Genomic DNA, 16493 nt, shown 5'->3' with positions numbered 1-16493 from the left:
GTCAAATCCTGTGGGACGGACGTCTCAACAAATGAGACATCCGAATCAGGTGCCGCCGGGCATGGGCCCGCTTTAGGCGGTCGGCGGCCAGCTCCGCGAAGCGGAAGGTCTCCGGCCAGGTCGACCGCGCCGGCGTCGTGTGGCCTCGGTAGACGACCACCATGTTCCGGTACGCCATCACGACGTACTCGACCACCATGTCCGGGTCGTCGATCGAGCAGCCGGGGGCGCGGACCTCGAAGGCGTGGATCTCCTCCAGCAACGCGGGCGCCTCGACGGCGCGGAAGGCGTAGTCGTCATCCGGGCCGGTCACACCGTCGCAGTGGGTGGCGACGAGGGCGGCGGCGGACATGATGCGGCGCGTGGAGTGGTGATCGCAGCTGAAGACGTGGTGGGCGGCGGCCTGCGGATTGGATTTCCACAACCCGTTGTTCTCGACCCCGGAGAACGCGTCGTTGAAACGGTTGGCCGCGTCACGGGCACGGGGGCCCGCGCCGCCCATGCTCCGGAGAGGCAGATTCCACCGCTCCATCTTGAACGGGCGTAACCGGGGGCCCTCGTCCTCGTCGTCGGAAGGGCGCGGCTTCTCGTAGTCGGCGAGGGTGAGCAGGGCCCGTTTCCGGACCTCGGCCTGCCAGGAGTGCACTACGCCGAGGCCGTCAGGCTGGTTCGGATCAGGGAGCTCACGCCCTGGGCGGCCATCGGGCGGCCCACCAGGTAGCCCTGGCCCCGGCTGCAGCCCATCTCGCGCAGCAGATCGAGCTGCTCCGGGCGCTCGATGCCCTCGGCCACCACGATCAGCCCGAGGTCATGCCCCAGGCGCACGATCGTGCGGGTCAGCAGGCTGAGCGTTTCATCGCGGCCCAGGCCGCTGACGAAGGAGGGGTCGATCTTGATGATGTCGACCGGGAGCTGGCGCAGCAGCGCCAGGGAGGCGTAGCCCGTGCCGAAGTCGTCGATCGCCAGGCGCACGCCCAGCGCGCGCAGGTCGGACAGCTTGCCGATGGTGTCCTCGGCGTCTTCGACGAGCATCTCCTCGATCACTTCGAGGGTGAGGGCGCTCGGGGGGAGGCCGCTGTCGGACAGGGCCTCCGAGACCGTCTCGACGAAGCCGGCCGCCATGATCTGGCGCTTCGACAGGTTGACCGACAGGCCGATGTCCCAGTTGGCGGCGCGCCATTCGGCGACCTCGCGGCAGGCCTCGCGCAGTATCCACTCGCTCAGCGGGACGATCAGGCCGGTGTCCTCGGCCGTGCCGAGGAACTGCTCGGGCGGGGTGAAGACGCCGTTGCCCCGGCACCAGCGCACCAGGGCCTCGACGGCGGTGACGCGTGAGGTGGCCAGGTCGACCACGGGCTGGTATTCGATCGCGAACTGCTGGTCGAGCAGGGCCCGCTGGAGGTCGGCGGCGGTTTCGAGGCGGCGTACGGCCTCGGCGTGCATGTGGGCGGCGAAGACCTCGACGCGGCGGCCGCCCAGGCCCTTGGCCCGCGCCATCGCCACGTCGGCGTTGCGCAGCAGGTCGGCGGCCGAGGTGTCGTCTTCGGTGAAGGCCACGCCGACCGACGCGGTCAGCGCGATGTCGCGGTCGGCGACCCGGAACGGCTCCTGGGAGACGGCCCGGACCAGCCGTTCGGCCAGGTCGACGACCATCTGGGCGTCGGCTCCCGCCTCCAGCAGGACGGCGAACTCGTCGCCGCCCCACCGGGCGAGCGTGTCGTCGGCCCGCAGGGCCTGGCGCAGCCGCCGGGCGGCCTGGCCGAGCAGGTAGTCGCCGCTCGCGTGGCCGACGGAGTCGTTGACGCCGGTGAAGCCGTCGAGGTCGAGGAAGATCACGGCGGTGCCGGCCGAGCGGGCGAGCACCTCGCGGGTGCGCTCCTCGAAGTAGGCCCGGTTGGGCAGGCCGGTCACGCCGTCGTGGAAGGTCAGGTGGGTGACCTGGTTGCGCAGCGCCACCTGGTCGGAGACGTCGCGGGTGGTCACCAGGATCAGGTCTTCGCGGCGGACGTCGCGGGTCGCCACCGACTCGGTGGGCCGCCAGGTGCCGTCGGCGGCGCGGACCCGGCAGGCCAGCCGGCAGGTGCCGTAGCGCTCGATGTTGCCGTCGTCTTCGGCGACCTGGCGCAGCAGCGCCTGGATGACGGGCACGTCCTCGGGGTGGACGTAGTCGACGATCGGCTGGCCGAGCAGGCTCGCGGGCGGGTAGCCGTAGGTGGTCTCGACGCCGTCGCTGATCTCCTGGACGACCCCCTCGAGGTCGACCATCAGCACGACGTCGCCGGTGTTCTCGGCGAGCTGCCGCAGTTGCCGCTCGCTGACGACCATCTGCCGCCGCATGCCGTCGGCCGAGAGCATCACGATCAGCAGCCGGGCCAGCAGCACGGCCACCGCCGACACGGTCACGACCGGCATCAGCACGTCGCCGGTGGCGCCGACGGCCTTGACGGCCACCACGACCACGGCCGCGAGCACGAGCGCGTAGGGGGCGACGGTGACCACCACGGGAGGCGTCGCGGCGTTGCGCTGATCCGAGGGCACCCGGCGGCGTCCGGCCTCCTCGATCCACGGAGCGATCGCGAGCGCGACGAATCCCAGGGGCGCGACCAGCCCGGCCGGGACGGCCGGGTCGACGCCGTTGAGACGGGAGACGGCCGTGGCCAGTTCGGCCACGGTGACCGCGAACAGCACCCCGAGGCCGGCCAGCCCGACCGAGCGGTTGGCCGCCCGCGAGACCGCGACGAACGGGGCCGCCGCGCAGGTCGCCAGCAGGCACAGCAGAGGCAGCGCGAGGGTGGTGTAGAAGGCGCCCGTCTCCTCGGCCTCGGCGAACATCGGCGCGAGCAGCAGCGCCCAGGTGATCGCGAAGAGGGAGGCGGCCGACAGGTAACCGTCGCCGATCTGGCGGAACAGGCCGCGGCTCTGGGGCGGCGGCAGCGAGGTCAGCCAGCAGCCGATCATCATCAGCAGCGCCCCGACCAGCAGCATCAGGTCGGCGAAGGTGAGCACGAAGGCGGTGCCCTCGGCCACCGGCCGCACGCCGGTCCCGGCCAGCCAGGTGAGCGCGCCGCCGGCCAGCCAGCGCCAGCCCACGGCCTCGCGGCGGTCGTCGGCGCCGTCGCCGGCCCCGCGGTCGCCCGACAGGATCCGGCCCGAGGCCACCACCAGGGAGACCGCCGCGAGCAGGCCGGTCACCAGGCCCGCCACCGCCGTCACCGCGGAGGCCGATCCCCCCGCTATCAGGGCAGCGGCGATGACCGCCGCGCCGAGCCCGGCAGCGGCGATGAGCGAGACCCTGGGGTCACGCGTGCCGTTCACGCTCGTCGCCCTTTACTTCCGGTCACATCGTCAGTTTGCGCGCCGGTGCCGCCCCTGATGGGGACATCGGCCCAGTCGTCACCGATCTGATAAACAGGAATTCACGGTACGGACCCGAGGTCACGGCCTCGCTACGGTCCGGAACCAGATTCAGTAGCCCCCGCTGATGATATTGGTCAGCGGACGGCCGTCGTGCAGCCTTCGCAGCTGTGCCTCGACATAGACGAGTGCGCGCCTGGTCGAGGCGGGAGTGCTGCCCGCGACGTGAGGGGTGATGAGCAGGTGGGGCGCCTTCCAGAGCGGATGATCTTCGGGCAGCGGCTCGGGGTCGGTCACGTCGAGCGCCGCCCGGAGCCGGCCCGATTCGAGCTCGGCCAGCAGCGCGCCGGTGTCGACGACGGGCCCGCGGGCCGCGTTGACCAGCAGCGCGCCGTCTTTCATCCGGGCCAGGAACGCGGCGTCGACCAGGCCCTTGGTGGCGGCCGTGGCCGGCACCAGCAGCACCACGACGTCGGCCCGGGGCAGCAGGCCGGGCAGTTCCGATTCGGCGTGGACGCCGTCGCGGGCGCTCCTGGCCACCCTGATCACGTCGACCTCGAACCCGGCCAGCCGCCGTTCGAGGGCGGCGCCGATGGATCCGTACCCGAGAATGAGCACCGTGGAGTCGGCCAGGACACCGGTGTGCTGATAGGCCCAGCGGCCCTGTTCCTGGGCGCGCACGAACGCGGGGAACTCGCGCTGCATCGCGATCATCGCGCCGACCGCCCACTCGGCGGTTCCGGCGTCGTGGACGCCCCTGGCGTTGCACAGCAACACGCCATCGGGGACGTGGGGCAGGTAGGGTTCGACCCCGGCGGTAACCGTCTGGATGAGCCGCAAACGTGTCATCCGCGACAGCAGTTCCGAGATGTCCGGCACCGGGATGAGCGGGGGAACCCACACCTCGACGTCCCCCGCACCGGACGGCTCGGGATGGTCGCGTCCGTCGAAGAGCGTGTATTCGACGTCGGCCAGGTCAGTCGGGACAGCGGACTCGGCCTGCGGGGCCACCCAGATCTTCACAGGGGACAACCCTAATGACCGGTAAAGAAGGGTGTGACTGATGGGCGTAGGCCGGACCGGGCTGCTCACGCTGGCGGCGGCACTGACGGTGGGCTGCACCGCCGCCTGCACGACGGAGACCGGAGTGGGCACGGGCGTGACGCCCACCCCGCTGGCCGCGACGGCGACGGCGAGCCCCGCTCCCGCCGACGGCCCGCGCACGCTGGTCGAGGGCCTGGAGGTGCCCTGGGCCATCGCGTTCCTGCCCACGGGCGAGGCCCTGGTGACCGAGCGCGACTCGGGGCAGATCGTCCAGGTGGCCGCGTCGGGCCGGAAGACCGAGATCGGCACCGTCGCCGGGGTCGCCGCGTCGGGAGAGGGCGGCCTCATGGGCATCGCGGTCTCCCCCGAGTTCGAGCGGGACAAGCAGGTCTTCGTCTACTTCACCTCGGCCCAGGACAACCGCATCGTCCGCTACCGCTTCGACGGCGCCCTGTCCGACCCCGAGCCGATCGTGACCGGCATCCCCAAGGGCGGCATCCACAACGGCGGCCGGCTGGCCTTCGGCCCCGACGGCTACCTCTACGCGTCCACCGGCGAGATCGGCGACCGCGGCCTGTCGCAGGATCGCGACTCCCTCGCCGGGAAGATCCTGCGCATGACGGTCGACGGCGAACCGGCCCCCGAGAACCCGTTCGGCACCCTGGTCTGGAGCATGGGCCACCGCAACGTCCAGGGCCTGGCCTGGGACGAGAGCGGCAACATGTACGCCACCGAGTTCGGCCAGAACACCTTCGACGAGCTCAACCTGATCCGCGCGGGCGGCAACTACGGCTGGCCCGAGGTCGAGGGCGTCGCCGCCGACGACCGCTTCGTCAACCCGCTGGTGACGTGGTCGACCGACGAGGCGTCGCCCTCGGGCCTGGCCTACGCCGACCACGCGGTGTGGGCGGCGGCGCTGCGCGGCGAGCGGTTGTGGAAGGTCCCGGTGACCCCCGACGGCGCGGCGGGCCGCCCCGAGGCGCTCTACGAGGGCGAGTTCGGCCGCCTGAGGTCGGTCGCGACGGCGCCCGACGGCTCGTTGTGGGTGGGCACCAGCAACCGCGACGGGCGCGGCGACCCGAAGAACGGCGACGACCGCGTCCTGGTCATCCCCGGTCGTTAGCAGGTCTCAATCGGCTTCTGGGCAGACGGTCTCGGCGCGCGGCTTGTAGACCGTCTTCCAGTTCTCCGGGGGCTCCACGGTGCCGTCGAGGCGCACGCGTTCGCGGGTGGTCACGATCGTGAACCCGGCGGTGCCCGCCGACGGCACGCAGCCCGCCTCGGGCCCTTGAACCGGCAGCATGGAGGTGAACCGGGTGCGTTCACTCTGGGTGATCTTGACCTCGTACGTCTTGGTGCCCCACAACGACACGACCATCTCCGTGTCGGAGGCGGTGGCCTGGATGAGCACGCCGTAGTCGGTGTCGTTGCGCCAGACGAGGTCGGGCCCCGGGTAGGAGACGGCCACCTCCATCCCGGCCGGGTAGGGCGGCAGGAACGACTCGTGCGCCACCGCCTCGACGATCTCCATGCCGCTGCCGAGGGCGGCGTTGTAGAGGACGGTCCCGGCGACCGAGACCCCCGGCACGTCGCGGCCCTGCCGTCCCCGGATCTCCACCGGCTCGGCGGGCCCGGCGTACCCGGGGCGGCCCTCGCGGAGGCCGGTCGCCCGGTTGAGGGAGAAGGTCTCGCCGGGCCGGATGATCAGGCCGTTGACGCGCCGCGCGGTCTCCTTGATGTTGGTCACGCGGGGCTGGCAGCAGCTGTATCGCATGTCGACCCTGACCAGCTGGTCCTTGATGCCGATCGACGCGGCTTCCTTCTCGTCGAGGCCGGGCTGGAGCAGGGTCATCGGCACGGTCACCGCGCGGTCGTTCTGGCGGCCGAGGATGGCGATGATCTGGGCGCCCAGCTTGGAGGTGTCGATGCCGATGCCGGGCCGGCCGGGCACCAGCTCGGGCTGCCCGTCGTCGATGACGAAGGTCGCGTCGCGGGGCGACTCGTCGGCGGGCACGAATCGCATGCCCCGCGTCGCCACGGCCGCGTCGAACCGCGCCTCCAGCCCGCCGGTGTCGCCGGGCACGAAGCTCAGCGCCGCCGCGATGTCGACCGGCGCGAGCTCCAGCGAGGTGCCGCCGTACGTCAGCGTGACCGGCGCCGCGACCGCCCGGCGGGCCCAGGCCACCGCCCGGTTCACGCCGTCGCGGGTGGCGCGGGGGTCGGACTCGACGGGCTTCACCTCGACGATGATGTCGGGCTTCAGGTAGGCGTCCCGCACCGCGTCGACGATACGGGGCACGTCGAGGGTGGTGCCCTCCTTGGGGTAGACCGGCTCGGGCCGCAGGCCGTCGAATTTCACGTCGCCCTCGACCATCGGCTGTTCCATGGCCCGCGCCACCTGCGTCGAGACCACCTCGCCGAGCCGCGCGTTGTCGACCTGGACGACCGGGGCGACCTCGCGCCCGCCGGTCATCGCCCGCCAGATGTCGACCGGGCTGGGGAACCCCATGGGCAAGGCCCGCACGGTGGCCGGGACGTCGATCGACAGGCCGCTCCGCTCGGGGCTGATGCGCTCGCTCTCGGTGCCGTGGCGCACCACGATGGCGTCGGTCGCCGCGTTGACCAGCCCGGTGGTGAGCCGGTTGGTGGCCTCGCGGGCGTTCAGGCCGCCCACGTCGACGCCGAGCACGGTCGTGCCCGGGTAGACGTTGCCGGCCATGAGGAAGGCGGGCACGGCGTAGAGGAACACCAGCAGCCCCGCCACGACGAGCAGGGCCGGCCGCACCCAGCGGAACCCCGGCCCCTCTTCGTCGGGCAGGTCTTCGACCTCGGCGGGCAGCGGCGCGATGGTGACCTTGCGCGGCGCGGCGACGGGCCAGACCTCGACCTTGGCAGGCGGCGGTAACGAGGTCTCGGGGGGCGGCGACTTGACGAGGGGGGCGCTGCCGAAGATGTCGGACGTCACGCCCGGCGGCAGTGTGCCGCCCGCGCGAACCGGGTGTTTACGTGCGGAGACCGCCTCAGAGTCCGTCCCGAACGGATCCGTCGGCGGGTCGATGGACGCTTCGGCGTTCCGCACGCCTTGCTCTCCTCCGGCTCAGGGGAAACTCCCTTCAGTTAACCCTAAAGCACCCTCTTCTGGATATGTCGCGAAAACATGAGGTTCGCCCTGTCAGGAGTCATGTCAAGCGATGGTGGAACGTGGTTCTGGGGCGAGACGTCGGACTTCTTATAACAGAGCCAGGTAGCGCCGGGCCGGAACTGTCAGGGATCTGTCATGACACATTCGCCGCTGGACGGAGTGCGGATGAAACAGATCAGGGATTTGTGCCGGCGAATTTTTGCGCTATGTCACATGGCGGCCGTTGGAAGGCGTGTCAAACGCCGGGTGGAACGCCGTCGCGGCGGGACGCGAGAGCGGGGGCCGGCGCCGGACGCGGCGCGCGGCGGGGACGGCGGTCGGGGCCGGGGCGGGCGGAGCCGTAACGGAAGAAGAAATGCCCGGGCCCTGGACGGGCCCGGGCACACATCGGCTTATTCGCTGACGCCCAGCTTCTCGAGGATGAGGGCGCGGGCGCGGCCGGCGTCGGCCTTGCCTCGGCTGGCCTTCATGACCCCGCCCACGAGGGCGCCCACGGCGGCGATCTTGCCGCCCCGGATCTTGTCGGCGGCGTCGGCGTTGCCGGCGATGACCTGGTCGATGATGGCCGACAGTTCGCCCTCGTCGTTGACGATCTTCAGGCCGCGGGCCTCGACGACCTCGTCGGGCGAGCCCTCCCCCGCGAGCACGCCTTCGAGCACCTGACGGGCCAGCTTGTCGTTCAGCGCGCCCGACTTCACCAGCTCGGTCACCCGCGCGATCTGCGCCGGGGTGATCGGCAGCTCGGCCAGCGCGACGCCGTTCTCGTTGGCGCGGCGGGCCAGCTCGCCCATCCACCACTTGCGCGCGTCGGCCGCCGGGGCGCCCGCCTCGACGGTCGCCTCGACCAGGCCGAACGCGTCGGCGTTGTGCATGGCGGCCATGTCGAGGTCGCTGACGCCCCACTCGGCCTGCAGCCGCGTGCGGCGCACCGACGGCAGCTCGGGCAGCTCGGCCTTGAGCCGCGCCACCCACGCCGGGTCGGGCGCGATCGGCACCAGGTCGGGCTCGGGGAAGTAGCGGTAGTCCTGGGCCTCTTCCTTCGAGCGGCCCGAGGTGGTCAGCCCGGTGTCCTCGTGGAAGTGGCGGGTCTCCTGGATGATCCGGCCGCCCTCGGCCAGGATCGCCGCCTGCCGCTCGATCTCACCGCGGACCGACCGCTCGACGCTGCGGAAGGAGTTGACGTTCTTGGTCTCGGTGCGGGTGCCCCACTCGGACGAGCCGCGCGGCATCAGCGAGACGTTGACGTCGCAGCGCATCGAGCCCTGGTCCATGCGGACGTCGGAGACGCCCAGCGACCGCATGACCTCGCGCAGCTCGGTCGCGTAGGCGCGGGCGACCTCGGGCGCGAGCCGGTCGGTGCCCTCGATCGGCTTGGTGACGATCTCGACCAGCGGGATGCCCGCCCGGTTGTAGTCGACGATCGAGTGGTCGGCCCCCTGGATGCGGCCGGTCGCGCCACCGACGTGGGTCGACTTGCCGGTGTCCTCCTCCAGGTGGACGCGCTCGATCTCGATCCGCACGGTCTTGCCCTCGACGGTGATGTCGAGGTAGCCGTCGAAGCAGAGAGGCTCGTCGTACTGGCTGATCTGGTAGTTCTTCGGCATGTCCGGATAGAAGTAGTTCTTCCGGGCGAACCTGCACCACTCGGCGATCGAGCAGTTGAGGGCCAGGCCGATACGGATCGTCGACTCGATCGCCGCCGCGTTGGCGACCGGGAGCGCGCCCGGGAAGGCCAGGCAGGTCGGGCAGACGTGGGTGTTCGGCGGGGCCCCGAAGGTGGTCGGGCAGCCGCAGAACATCTTCGAGCGGGTGCCGAGTTCGACGTGGGTCTCCAGGCCGAGCACCGGCTCGAACCTCTCCAACGCCTCGTCGTACGGCATGAGCGTAGGAGTGCTCATAGGTAACCGAGTCCCTTCAACACAGTGTTCGTCCGCGTGACCCAGTCCTTGTAGGCGGGAACCTGGGCCAGCGTGTCGAGATCGATTGTCTGTCCGATTCGTTTTGCGTAGTCTGCGGCGTCGCTCTTGCGCGGGATGACGTCTTTGAGTGCCTGCTTCGGGTCGCCGACGCCCTCGACGTCTCTTGGCCGCGCCGGAAGCGCGTCGAGATTCGCCCTTCTGATGTCGGCCCACGCCCGGCGATCGGCCAGCATCCGGGCTTCGGTCTCTTTGACGGGGACGAGACCGATCACCGGTGCCCGTAACCGGCAGGCGCCGATGACCTGCTCGGCCTTGTGCCGCTCTTTCATGTCGTTGTGTACGAACAACACGTGGCAGTCGCCGGATAGTTCGGCCAACGCCTCCGCCACGCTTCGGTGATCGCGGATGGACCGGCAGGAGCCGATCTGGGTCGGCTCGACGTCGACCGCACTGGTGGCGGATGCAAGCGTGAGCTCGCGGAGCTGGCGGTAGATGACCGCACCGAGAAAGTCCTCGTCCTCGCGACCTTCCGCCACCAAACCAGGCACCAGCGGTCGAGCCATCAGACCGTTCCGACGGTGCTCAGGAAGGCCCGGACCTGACGGGGTGAAACGAAGGTGCCAGGCTCGCCCTCATCGCGGACGGGCTTGGCGACGGTGACCCGGGAGACCCGGTCGCTCTCCGGGTCGACGCGAACAGCCGTGTTCAGGAAGATCAGCGATTCACGGCGCAGCCGATAGAGCTCCGAGACGACCACCGGAGAGTGGGTGGTCATGATGACCTGACGCAGCGGCTCGTTCAGCGTGGCGGGATCATCCATGTCAGTGATCTTGCGTTCGATCCGGCGGAGTAGCTCAGCCAACCGGCTGGGGTGCAGACCGTTCTCGACCTCCTCAATGAGGAGGGTGCCCGCATGGTCAGGGTCGTGGATTGCGGCCAGCAGCCCGAGAATCCGAAGCGTGCCGTCGGACAGCAATGTGCTGGAGACATCGCCCTGGCCGTCGATGACCACGTCAAAAGCCCATTCATGGCGGCGTTCGTCGAGGTAGGGCACAAGATCCACCACATCAGGCGTCAGCGCGATGAAGTCATTGAGCAGGTCCTCAAAGACGCCGGTACGTCTAATCCGGCCCAAGACAGCCGCAAGGTTGCTGCCATCCGAAGTAAGGGGTCCGCTATCCACCCCGTCACCGAGTCCGCGCATTCGGTCGGGATCTGGCTTGTAGAGCCGCCAGGTTCGCAATTCATAGGGAAAAAAAATGGCAAAGAGGGGCGAATCGGGATGACGTTTATGCAGCTTGAACATGTCGGCCGCCACTTGAAGCGGGGACTTCAGATCTCCGAACTGGCCAAGTCCCGCAGAGTCGAAAGACGACAGGACCAGCTCCGAGTCTGGAGCCAGCCCTCGCTCACCCGTCGCCGTCGCCGCGTAGTCAAACGGCAGCAGGCCCAGTGGAGTCCAGGTGAGCGCCTTCACCCCGACACTGAGATCGGCGATCTCGAGCCCCTTGCTCACATGGTGGAACTGGTCCCGATAGCGCCCTCTGAGTGGTTCACCGTTGATGAGCCCGCTGGATTTCACGAAATCCAGTGCGTCGAAGAAGTTCGACTTTCCGCTTGAGTTGGGGCCCACCAAGGCAAGAAGGGGCGGCACGTCCAGCTCGAAATCCAGGAACGACTTGAAGCCGTCGATCCGAATATGAGTGATCATGCCGCCCTCCTTCCCTGTTTCTCCAGGGCCGTCTACAGGGCCGGGGCCTTGGACAGCAGCGGCCCGCCCCAGCGGGCCTCGAACGCCCGCTCGACCGCGGCGCCCACCCGGTAGCACCGGTCGTCGCCGAGCACTGGGGCCATGATCTGCAGGCCGACGGGCAGCCCGTCTTCGTCGGCGAGACCGCACGGCACCGACAGGGCCGCGTTGCCGGCCAGGTTCGACGGGATGGTGCACAGGTCGGCCAGGTACATGGCCATCGGGTCGTCGGCGCGCTCGCCGATCGGGAACGCCGTCGTCGGCGTCGTCGGCGAGATCAGCACGTCGACGTGCTGGAACGCGGCCTCGAAGTCACGCGAGATGAGGGTGCGGACCTTCTGGGCCGACCCGTAGTAGGCGTCGTAGTAGCCCGAGGACAGCGCGTAGGTGCCGAGCATGATGCGCCGCTTGACCTCGGGGCCGAAGCCGGCCGCCCGGGTCAGGGCCATGACCTCTTCGGCCGAGCGGGTGCCGTCGTCGCCGACCCGCAGCCCGTAGCGCATGGCGTCGAACCGGGCCAGGTTGGACGAGCACTCGGACGGCGCGATCAGGTAATAGGCCGGCAGCGCGTAGGTGAACGAGGGACACGACACCTCGACGACCTTGGCGCCGAGGGATTCGAGCAGTTCGACGGCCTCCTGGAAGCGGGCGAGCACGCCCGGCTGGTAGCCGTCGCCGCCGAACTCCTTGACCACGCCGACGGTCAGCCCCGCGACGTCGCCCTGCCGGGCGGCCTCGACCACCGAGGGCACGGGCTGGTCGATCGAGGTCGAGTCCATCGGGTCGTGGCCGGAGAACGCCTCGTGGAGCAGCGCGGCGTCGAGCACGTTGCGGGCGAACGGGCCCGGGGTGTCGAGCGACGACGCGAAGGCGATCAGGCCGTAGCGGGACGACCCGCCGTAGGTCGGCTTCATGCCGACGATGCCGGTCACGGCGGCGGGCTGGCGGATCGAGCCGCCCGTGTCGGTGCCGGTCGAGAGGGGGGCCTCGTAGGCCGCCACCGAGGCCGACGCGCCACCCGACGAGCCGCCCGGGATGCGGGTCAGGTCCCACGGGTTGCAGGTCGGGCCGTAGGCCGAGTTCTCGGTCGAGGAGCCCATCGCGAACTCGTCGAGGTTGGTCTTGCCCAGGATGACCAGCCCGGCCTCGCGCAGACGGCGCGTCACCGTCGCGTCGTAGGGCGGGCGCCAGCCTTCGAGGATCTTCGACCCGGCCGTGGTGGGCATGTCGGTCGTGGTGAAGACGTCCTTGTGGGCGATCGGCACGCCGGCCAGCGGGCCCAGCTCCGCGCCGGCGGCGCGCTTGGCGTCGACGGCGGCGGCCTGCGCGAGCGCCGACTCGGCTCCCACGTGCAGGAACGCGTGGACGCGGTCGTCGACGGCGGCGATCCGGTCGAGGTGGGCCTGCGTCACCTCGACGGCCGAGACCTCGCCGGACGCGATCAGGGACCCCAGCTCGGCGGCCGTCTTCTTGATCAGCTCGCTCACGCCTCCTCCCCGAGGATGCGGGGCACGCGGAAGCGGTCGTCCTCGACGGCGGGCGCGCCGGAGAGGGCCTGCTCGGGCGTGAGGCTGGGCGCGACGACATCGGGCCGGAACACGTTCGTCAGCGGAAGCGCGTGCGAGGACGGCGGGATGTCGGCGGTGGCGACCTCGGCGACGCGGGCGACCGCGCCGACGATCTGGTCGAGCTGGGCGGCGAAGTGGTCGAGTTCCTCGTCGGCCAGCGCCAGCCGGGACAGCCGGGCGAGGTGAGCGACCTCTTCGCGGGTTATGGCAGACATAAGTCGTTTAACCCGATTCCTGGGTGGAGTGTGGACACCTCATCCTAGGGCGCGCCGCAGCCCCTCCTCGACGCGCTATTCCACCCTGACCGTGGCCATCGGCAGCCGCAGCCGCGACCGCAACCACACGACGGCCTCCTCGGCCGGCATGGGTTCGGCGAGCCACCACCCTTGCCCGGCATGACAGCCCATGCCCCGCAATTGCGCGGCGATGTCGGCCGATTCCACCCCTTCGGCCACGGCGCGCAATCCGAGCGACCGGACCAGATCGATGATCGAGCGCACGATCCGCTCGTCGTCGGCCGACTCCCCCAGCTTCCGGACGAACGAGGCGTCGATCTTGACCTCGTCGACCTGGAGCCGCTGCAGCCGGACGAGCGTCGAGTAGCCCGTGCCGAAGTCGTCGAGCGCGAGGGGTACGCCCAGTTCGGCCAGCGTGCGGATGGTGTCGGCCGAGTAGGCCTGGTCGGTCATCAGGATGCGCTCGGTGACCTCCAGATGGATGGCGTTCGCGGGCAGCGAGTAGCGGGCCAGGCCGGCCGAGAGCTGGTCGGGCAGGCCCGAGTCGAGCAGGTCGCGGGCCGACACGTTGACCGAGATCGGGATCTCCAGGCCGGAGTGCCACCAGCGGGCGGCCTGGTCGAGGGCCTTGGCGATGACGTACTGGGTGAGCTCGCGCATCAGGTAGGACTGCTCGGCCAGCGGGATGAACTCCCCGGGCGAGACGGGGCCGCGTACCGGGTGCCACCAGCGCAGCAGCGCCTCGACGCCCTCGACGCGGCCGTCCTGGAGGGCCACCTTGGGCTGGTAGTGGAGGTCGAGTTCGGCCCCGTCGATGGCCCGTCGCAGGTCGCCGAGCAGGCTGAGGCGCTCGGGGGAGTTGCGGTCGCGTTCGGCGACGTAGAACTCGACGCCCGAGCGGGCCTCCTTGGCCATGTACATCGCCACGTCGGACCGCTGGAGCAGCAGCTCGAAGTCGGGGGCGTGGTCGGGGTAGAGGGCGATGCCGATGGACGCGTCGAGGTCGAAGGTCATGCCTTCGAGCCGGACCGGCTCGGTCAGCGCGACCCGCAGGCGGGCGGCCACCTCCCTGGCCGCCTGGGCGTCGCGGATCTGCGGCAGCAGCACGGCGAACTCGTCGCCGCCGAGCCGCGCGACGACGTCGCCGGGCCGGACGGAGTGGGTCAGCCGATGGGCCACGATCTTCAGCAGCAGGTCGCCGACCGGGTGGCCCAGGGTGTCGTTTACCTCTTTGAACCGGTCGAGGTCGAGCAGCAGCAGGCCCACCCGTTCGTCGGCGCGGGCCTCGGCGAGCGCCTCCTCCGTACGGAGGATGAGCAGTTTGCGGTTCGGCAGCCCGGTCAGGCCGTCGTGCATCGCCTGGTGGTCGCGGCGCATCGACAACGTCGCGGTGAAGTAGACGGCCGCCAGGGGCGCCACGAACAGCGGCACCAGCCCGGCGGAGTGCTCCATCACCACCACGACCAGCGGCGACAGGCCGAGCAGCGCCCCGTAGACGAGGCCCTGCGGCACCAGCGAGGTCTTCAGCACGCGCAGCACGGTCTTGCGCTCGTGCAGCGCCACCGCCCCGCACACCAGCAGGCCCCTGACCAGGAAGTACGCCAGCCCGGCAAGCAGGATGGCGGGGATGTCGGCGCCGGTGGGCGTCCAGGGGTTCATGGGCCGCGAGTGCACGCCGAACATGCCGAACGTGACGGCGGCGGCCAGGCACGCGAGGGTGACCTGGGCGATGTTGAACGCGATCCGGTGCCAGGCGCGTTTGTGCACCAGCCCGCTGACCAGCATCGCGACGGCCTGCATGATCGCCGCGGCGGACAACCCGTAGTGCATGAGCACCGCGAACGTGAACATCGTCGAGGTGGGGGTGCCCCCGACGAGGGCGGACGAGCTCACCATCACCGGCCGGAGTTCGCCCAGCACGACCAGCACGACCAGCACCCAGAAGAGCGGATCGGCGCCGAGCAGCCCCAGCTCGGGCCCGCCGAGCCGGACGGTCGCCACGACGAGGGCGGTGAAGCCGATCGTGATGATCGCGGCGAAGTAGGTCCACAGGGGCGAGCCGGGCCGCGGCCCGGCGTCCCGGGTGTCGGGCGGCGCGGGGGCGCGGTCAGTAGGTCCGGTCGAGTCGCCGATCTCAGGACATGGCATGAGATGGCGCGCAATTGCAGTCATCGTTGAGAAACCCCCCAAGAGGTCACTATGGGAGGGTACGGCCTACGGGCCACTTCGCGAAACCGCTTGGGCACGTTGCGTTACGGGATATTTCGTGCGATGGATTGATCTAGCACGTTCGCACTGAAAGTTTCAGATGCCCAGATAGCCGTTTCCACCGTGTTGCCTGGGTGTTTCACTCCAGGGGCCTCGCCTAATCCGGTCTGGGCCTTCAGGTGCCCGCCATCTGGTGATTAGATCGCCGCAACTTGGTGGGAGCGCTCCCACATTCTGGGACGGAGTATCTCATGTTTCGAAGAAGGACTCTGACAGCGGCATTCGCCGCCGCCGTCACCGCCCTGGGGGTGGGCGCCGCCGTTCTCAGCACGTCGGCCGCCAACGCCGCCGACTCGGTCTTCTGGGTCGACCCGGACACCAGCGCGGCCCGCTGGGTGGCCGCCAACCCGAACGACTCGAAGACCGCCGTGATCCGCGACCGCATCGCGGCCGTGCCGCAGGGCCGCTGGTTCACCACGACCAACACGTCGGCGGTCCGCTCGCAGGTCAGCTCCTACGTCGGCGCGGCGGCCTCCCAGGGCAAGATCCCGATCATGGTGGTGTACAACATCCCCAACCGGGACTGCTCCGGCGCCTCGACCGGCGGCGCGCCCAGCCACTCGGCCTACCGCGCCTGGATCGACGAGGTCGCGGCGGGTCTCTCGGGCCGCGCGGCGTACATCATCCTCGAGCCCGACGTGCTCCCGATCATGACGAACTGCATGAGCTCGTCGCTGCAGAACGACGTGAAGGCGTCGATGGCGTACGCCGGCAAGAAGCTGAAGGCGGCGTCGTCGCAGGTCAAGGTCTACTTCGACATCGGCCACGGAGGCTGGCTCGGCGCCCAGGAGGCGGCCAACCGGCTCCTCCAGTCGGACATCGCCAACTCGGCCGACGGCATCTCGGTCAACGTCTCGAACTACCGCTCCAACTCGACCGAGATCGCCTACGCGAAGAGCGTCATCGCCGCGACCGGCATCTCCCGCCTGAAGGCCGTCATCGACACCAGCCGCAATGGCAACGGCCCGCAGGGCAGCGAGTGGTGCGACCCGAGCGGCCGCGCGACCGGCACGTGGAGCACCACCAACACCGGCGACTCGGCGATCGACGCCTTCCTGTGGATCAAGCTGCCCGGTGAGGCCGACGGCTGCATCGCGGCCGCGGGCCAGTTCGTGCCGCAGCGCGCCTACGACCTGGCCATCGCGGCTCCGTACACCCCGCAGCCGACCCCGACCCCGAGCCGGACGCCCACCCCGACCCCCACTCCCACGC

Annotated in this window: 12 protein-coding genes; 2 read left to right on the top strand and 10 right to left on the bottom strand. The window is 70.2% G+C overall.

Annotated features, from left to right (window positions below):
• Position 1: 1 nt before the first annotated feature.
• From AW271_RS32300 to AW271_RS32290, 3 genes are all read right to left on the bottom strand, one after another.
• Positions 2-646 carry a hypothetical protein gene (locus tag AW271_RS32300; protein ID WP_062341401.1) on the bottom strand — a complete coding sequence of 215 codons (645 nt, stop codon included), beginning with the start codon at positions 644-646 and terminating at the stop codon, positions 2-4.
• The gene (locus AW271_RS32295) at positions 646-3315 is read right to left on the bottom strand and encodes a putative bifunctional diguanylate cyclase/phosphodiesterase (protein ID WP_245653313.1); all 2670 of its coding nucleotides are present in this window, start codon (positions 3313-3315) and stop codon (positions 646-648) included. The genes AW271_RS32300 and AW271_RS32295 overlap by 1 nt, the downstream gene beginning before the upstream one ends.
• Before the next feature lie 150 nt (positions 3316-3465).
• Positions 3466-4377 carry a 2-hydroxyacid dehydrogenase gene (locus tag AW271_RS32290; protein ID WP_062341400.1) on the bottom strand — a complete coding sequence of 304 codons (912 nt, stop codon included), beginning with the start codon at positions 4375-4377 and terminating at the stop codon, positions 3466-3468.
• A 40-nt stretch (positions 4378-4417) separates the two neighbouring features.
• Between AW271_RS32290 and AW271_RS32285 the strand changes: the two genes are divergently transcribed.
• Positions 4418-5521, top strand: coding sequence for a PQQ-dependent sugar dehydrogenase (locus AW271_RS32285; protein WP_062341399.1), 1104 nt, complete (start codon positions 4418-4420; stop codon positions 5519-5521).
• Positions 5522-5527: 6 nt separating this feature from the next.
• On the opposite strand, the gene AW271_RS32280 is transcribed toward AW271_RS32285, so the two are convergent.
• From AW271_RS32280 to AW271_RS32250, 7 genes are all read right to left on the bottom strand, one after another.
• Complete coding sequence (locus AW271_RS32280; RefSeq protein ID WP_157554855.1) at positions 5528-7363, bottom strand: VanW family protein; 1836 nt, start codon at positions 7361-7363, stop codon at positions 5528-5530.
• Positions 7364-7932: 569 nt separating this feature from the next.
• Positions 7933-9438: an Asp-tRNA(Asn)/Glu-tRNA(Gln) amidotransferase subunit GatB gene (gene gatB / locus AW271_RS32275; RefSeq protein WP_062341397.1), complete on the bottom strand. Its 1506-nt coding sequence runs from the start codon at positions 9436-9438 to the stop codon at positions 7933-7935.
• Positions 9435-10022, bottom strand: coding sequence for a hypothetical protein (locus AW271_RS32270; protein WP_062341396.1), 588 nt, complete (start codon positions 10020-10022; stop codon positions 9435-9437). The genes gatB and AW271_RS32270 overlap by 4 nt, the downstream gene beginning before the upstream one ends.
• Complete coding sequence (locus AW271_RS32265; protein WP_062341395.1) at positions 10022-11170, bottom strand: AAA family ATPase; 1149 nt, start codon at positions 11168-11170, stop codon at positions 10022-10024. Before AW271_RS32265 ends, AW271_RS32270 begins: the two co-directional genes overlap by 1 nt.
• 32 nt (positions 11171-11202) lie before the next feature.
• Positions 11203-12696, bottom strand: a complete 1494-nt coding sequence (gene gatA, locus AW271_RS32260) for an Asp-tRNA(Asn)/Glu-tRNA(Gln) amidotransferase subunit GatA (RefSeq protein ID WP_062341394.1) — start codon at positions 12694-12696, stop codon at positions 11203-11205.
• Positions 12693-12992: an Asp-tRNA(Asn)/Glu-tRNA(Gln) amidotransferase subunit GatC gene (gatC, locus tag AW271_RS32255; protein WP_030456557.1), complete on the bottom strand. Its 300-nt coding sequence runs from the start codon at positions 12990-12992 to the stop codon at positions 12693-12695. The genes gatA and gatC overlap by 4 nt, the downstream gene beginning before the upstream one ends.
• 75 nt (positions 12993-13067) lie before the next feature.
• Positions 13068-15161 carry a putative bifunctional diguanylate cyclase/phosphodiesterase gene (locus AW271_RS32250; RefSeq protein ID WP_062341393.1) on the bottom strand — a complete coding sequence of 698 codons (2094 nt, stop codon included), beginning with the start codon at positions 15159-15161 and terminating at the stop codon, positions 13068-13070.
• Positions 15162-15472: 311 nt separating this feature from the next.
• Here AW271_RS32250 and AW271_RS32245 point away from each other — a divergent pair.
• On the top strand, positions 15473-16493 hold a 1021-nt coding region (locus AW271_RS32245; protein WP_062341523.1), incomplete at its 3' end, for a glycoside hydrolase family 6 protein.

The organism is Herbidospora sakaeratensis (assembly GCF_001570525.1).
Taxonomy (GTDB): domain Bacteria; phylum Actinomycetota; class Actinomycetes; order Streptosporangiales; family Streptosporangiaceae; genus Herbidospora; species Herbidospora sakaeratensis.
This window is presented reverse-complemented; position numbering and strand designations above follow the sequence as displayed.

What these genes read in the sequence shown, in the direction of transcription:
- gatB (WP_062341397.1), bottom strand. Translation starts at nt 9,438, where the DNA reads ATGAGCACTCCTACGCTCATGCCGTACGACGAGGCGTTGGAGAGGTTC.
- AW271_RS32250 (WP_062341393.1), bottom strand. Translation starts at nt 15,161, where the DNA reads ATGCCATGTCCTGAGATCGGCGACTCGACCGGACCTACTGACCGCGCC.
- gatC (WP_030456557.1), bottom strand. Translation starts at nt 12,992, where the DNA reads ATGTCTGCCATAACCCGCGAAGAGGTCGCTCACCTCGCCCGGCTGTCC.
- AW271_RS32285 (WP_062341399.1), top strand. Translation starts at nt 4,418, where the DNA reads ATGGGCGTAGGCCGGACCGGGCTGCTCACGCTGGCGGCGGCACTGACG.
- AW271_RS32265 (WP_062341395.1), bottom strand. Translation starts at nt 11,170, where the DNA reads ATGATCACTCATATTCGGATCGACGGCTTCAAGTCGTTCCTGGATTTC.
- AW271_RS32270 (WP_062341396.1), bottom strand. Translation starts at nt 10,022, where the DNA reads ATGGCTCGACCGCTGGTGCCTGGTTTGGTGGCGGAAGGTCGCGAGGAC.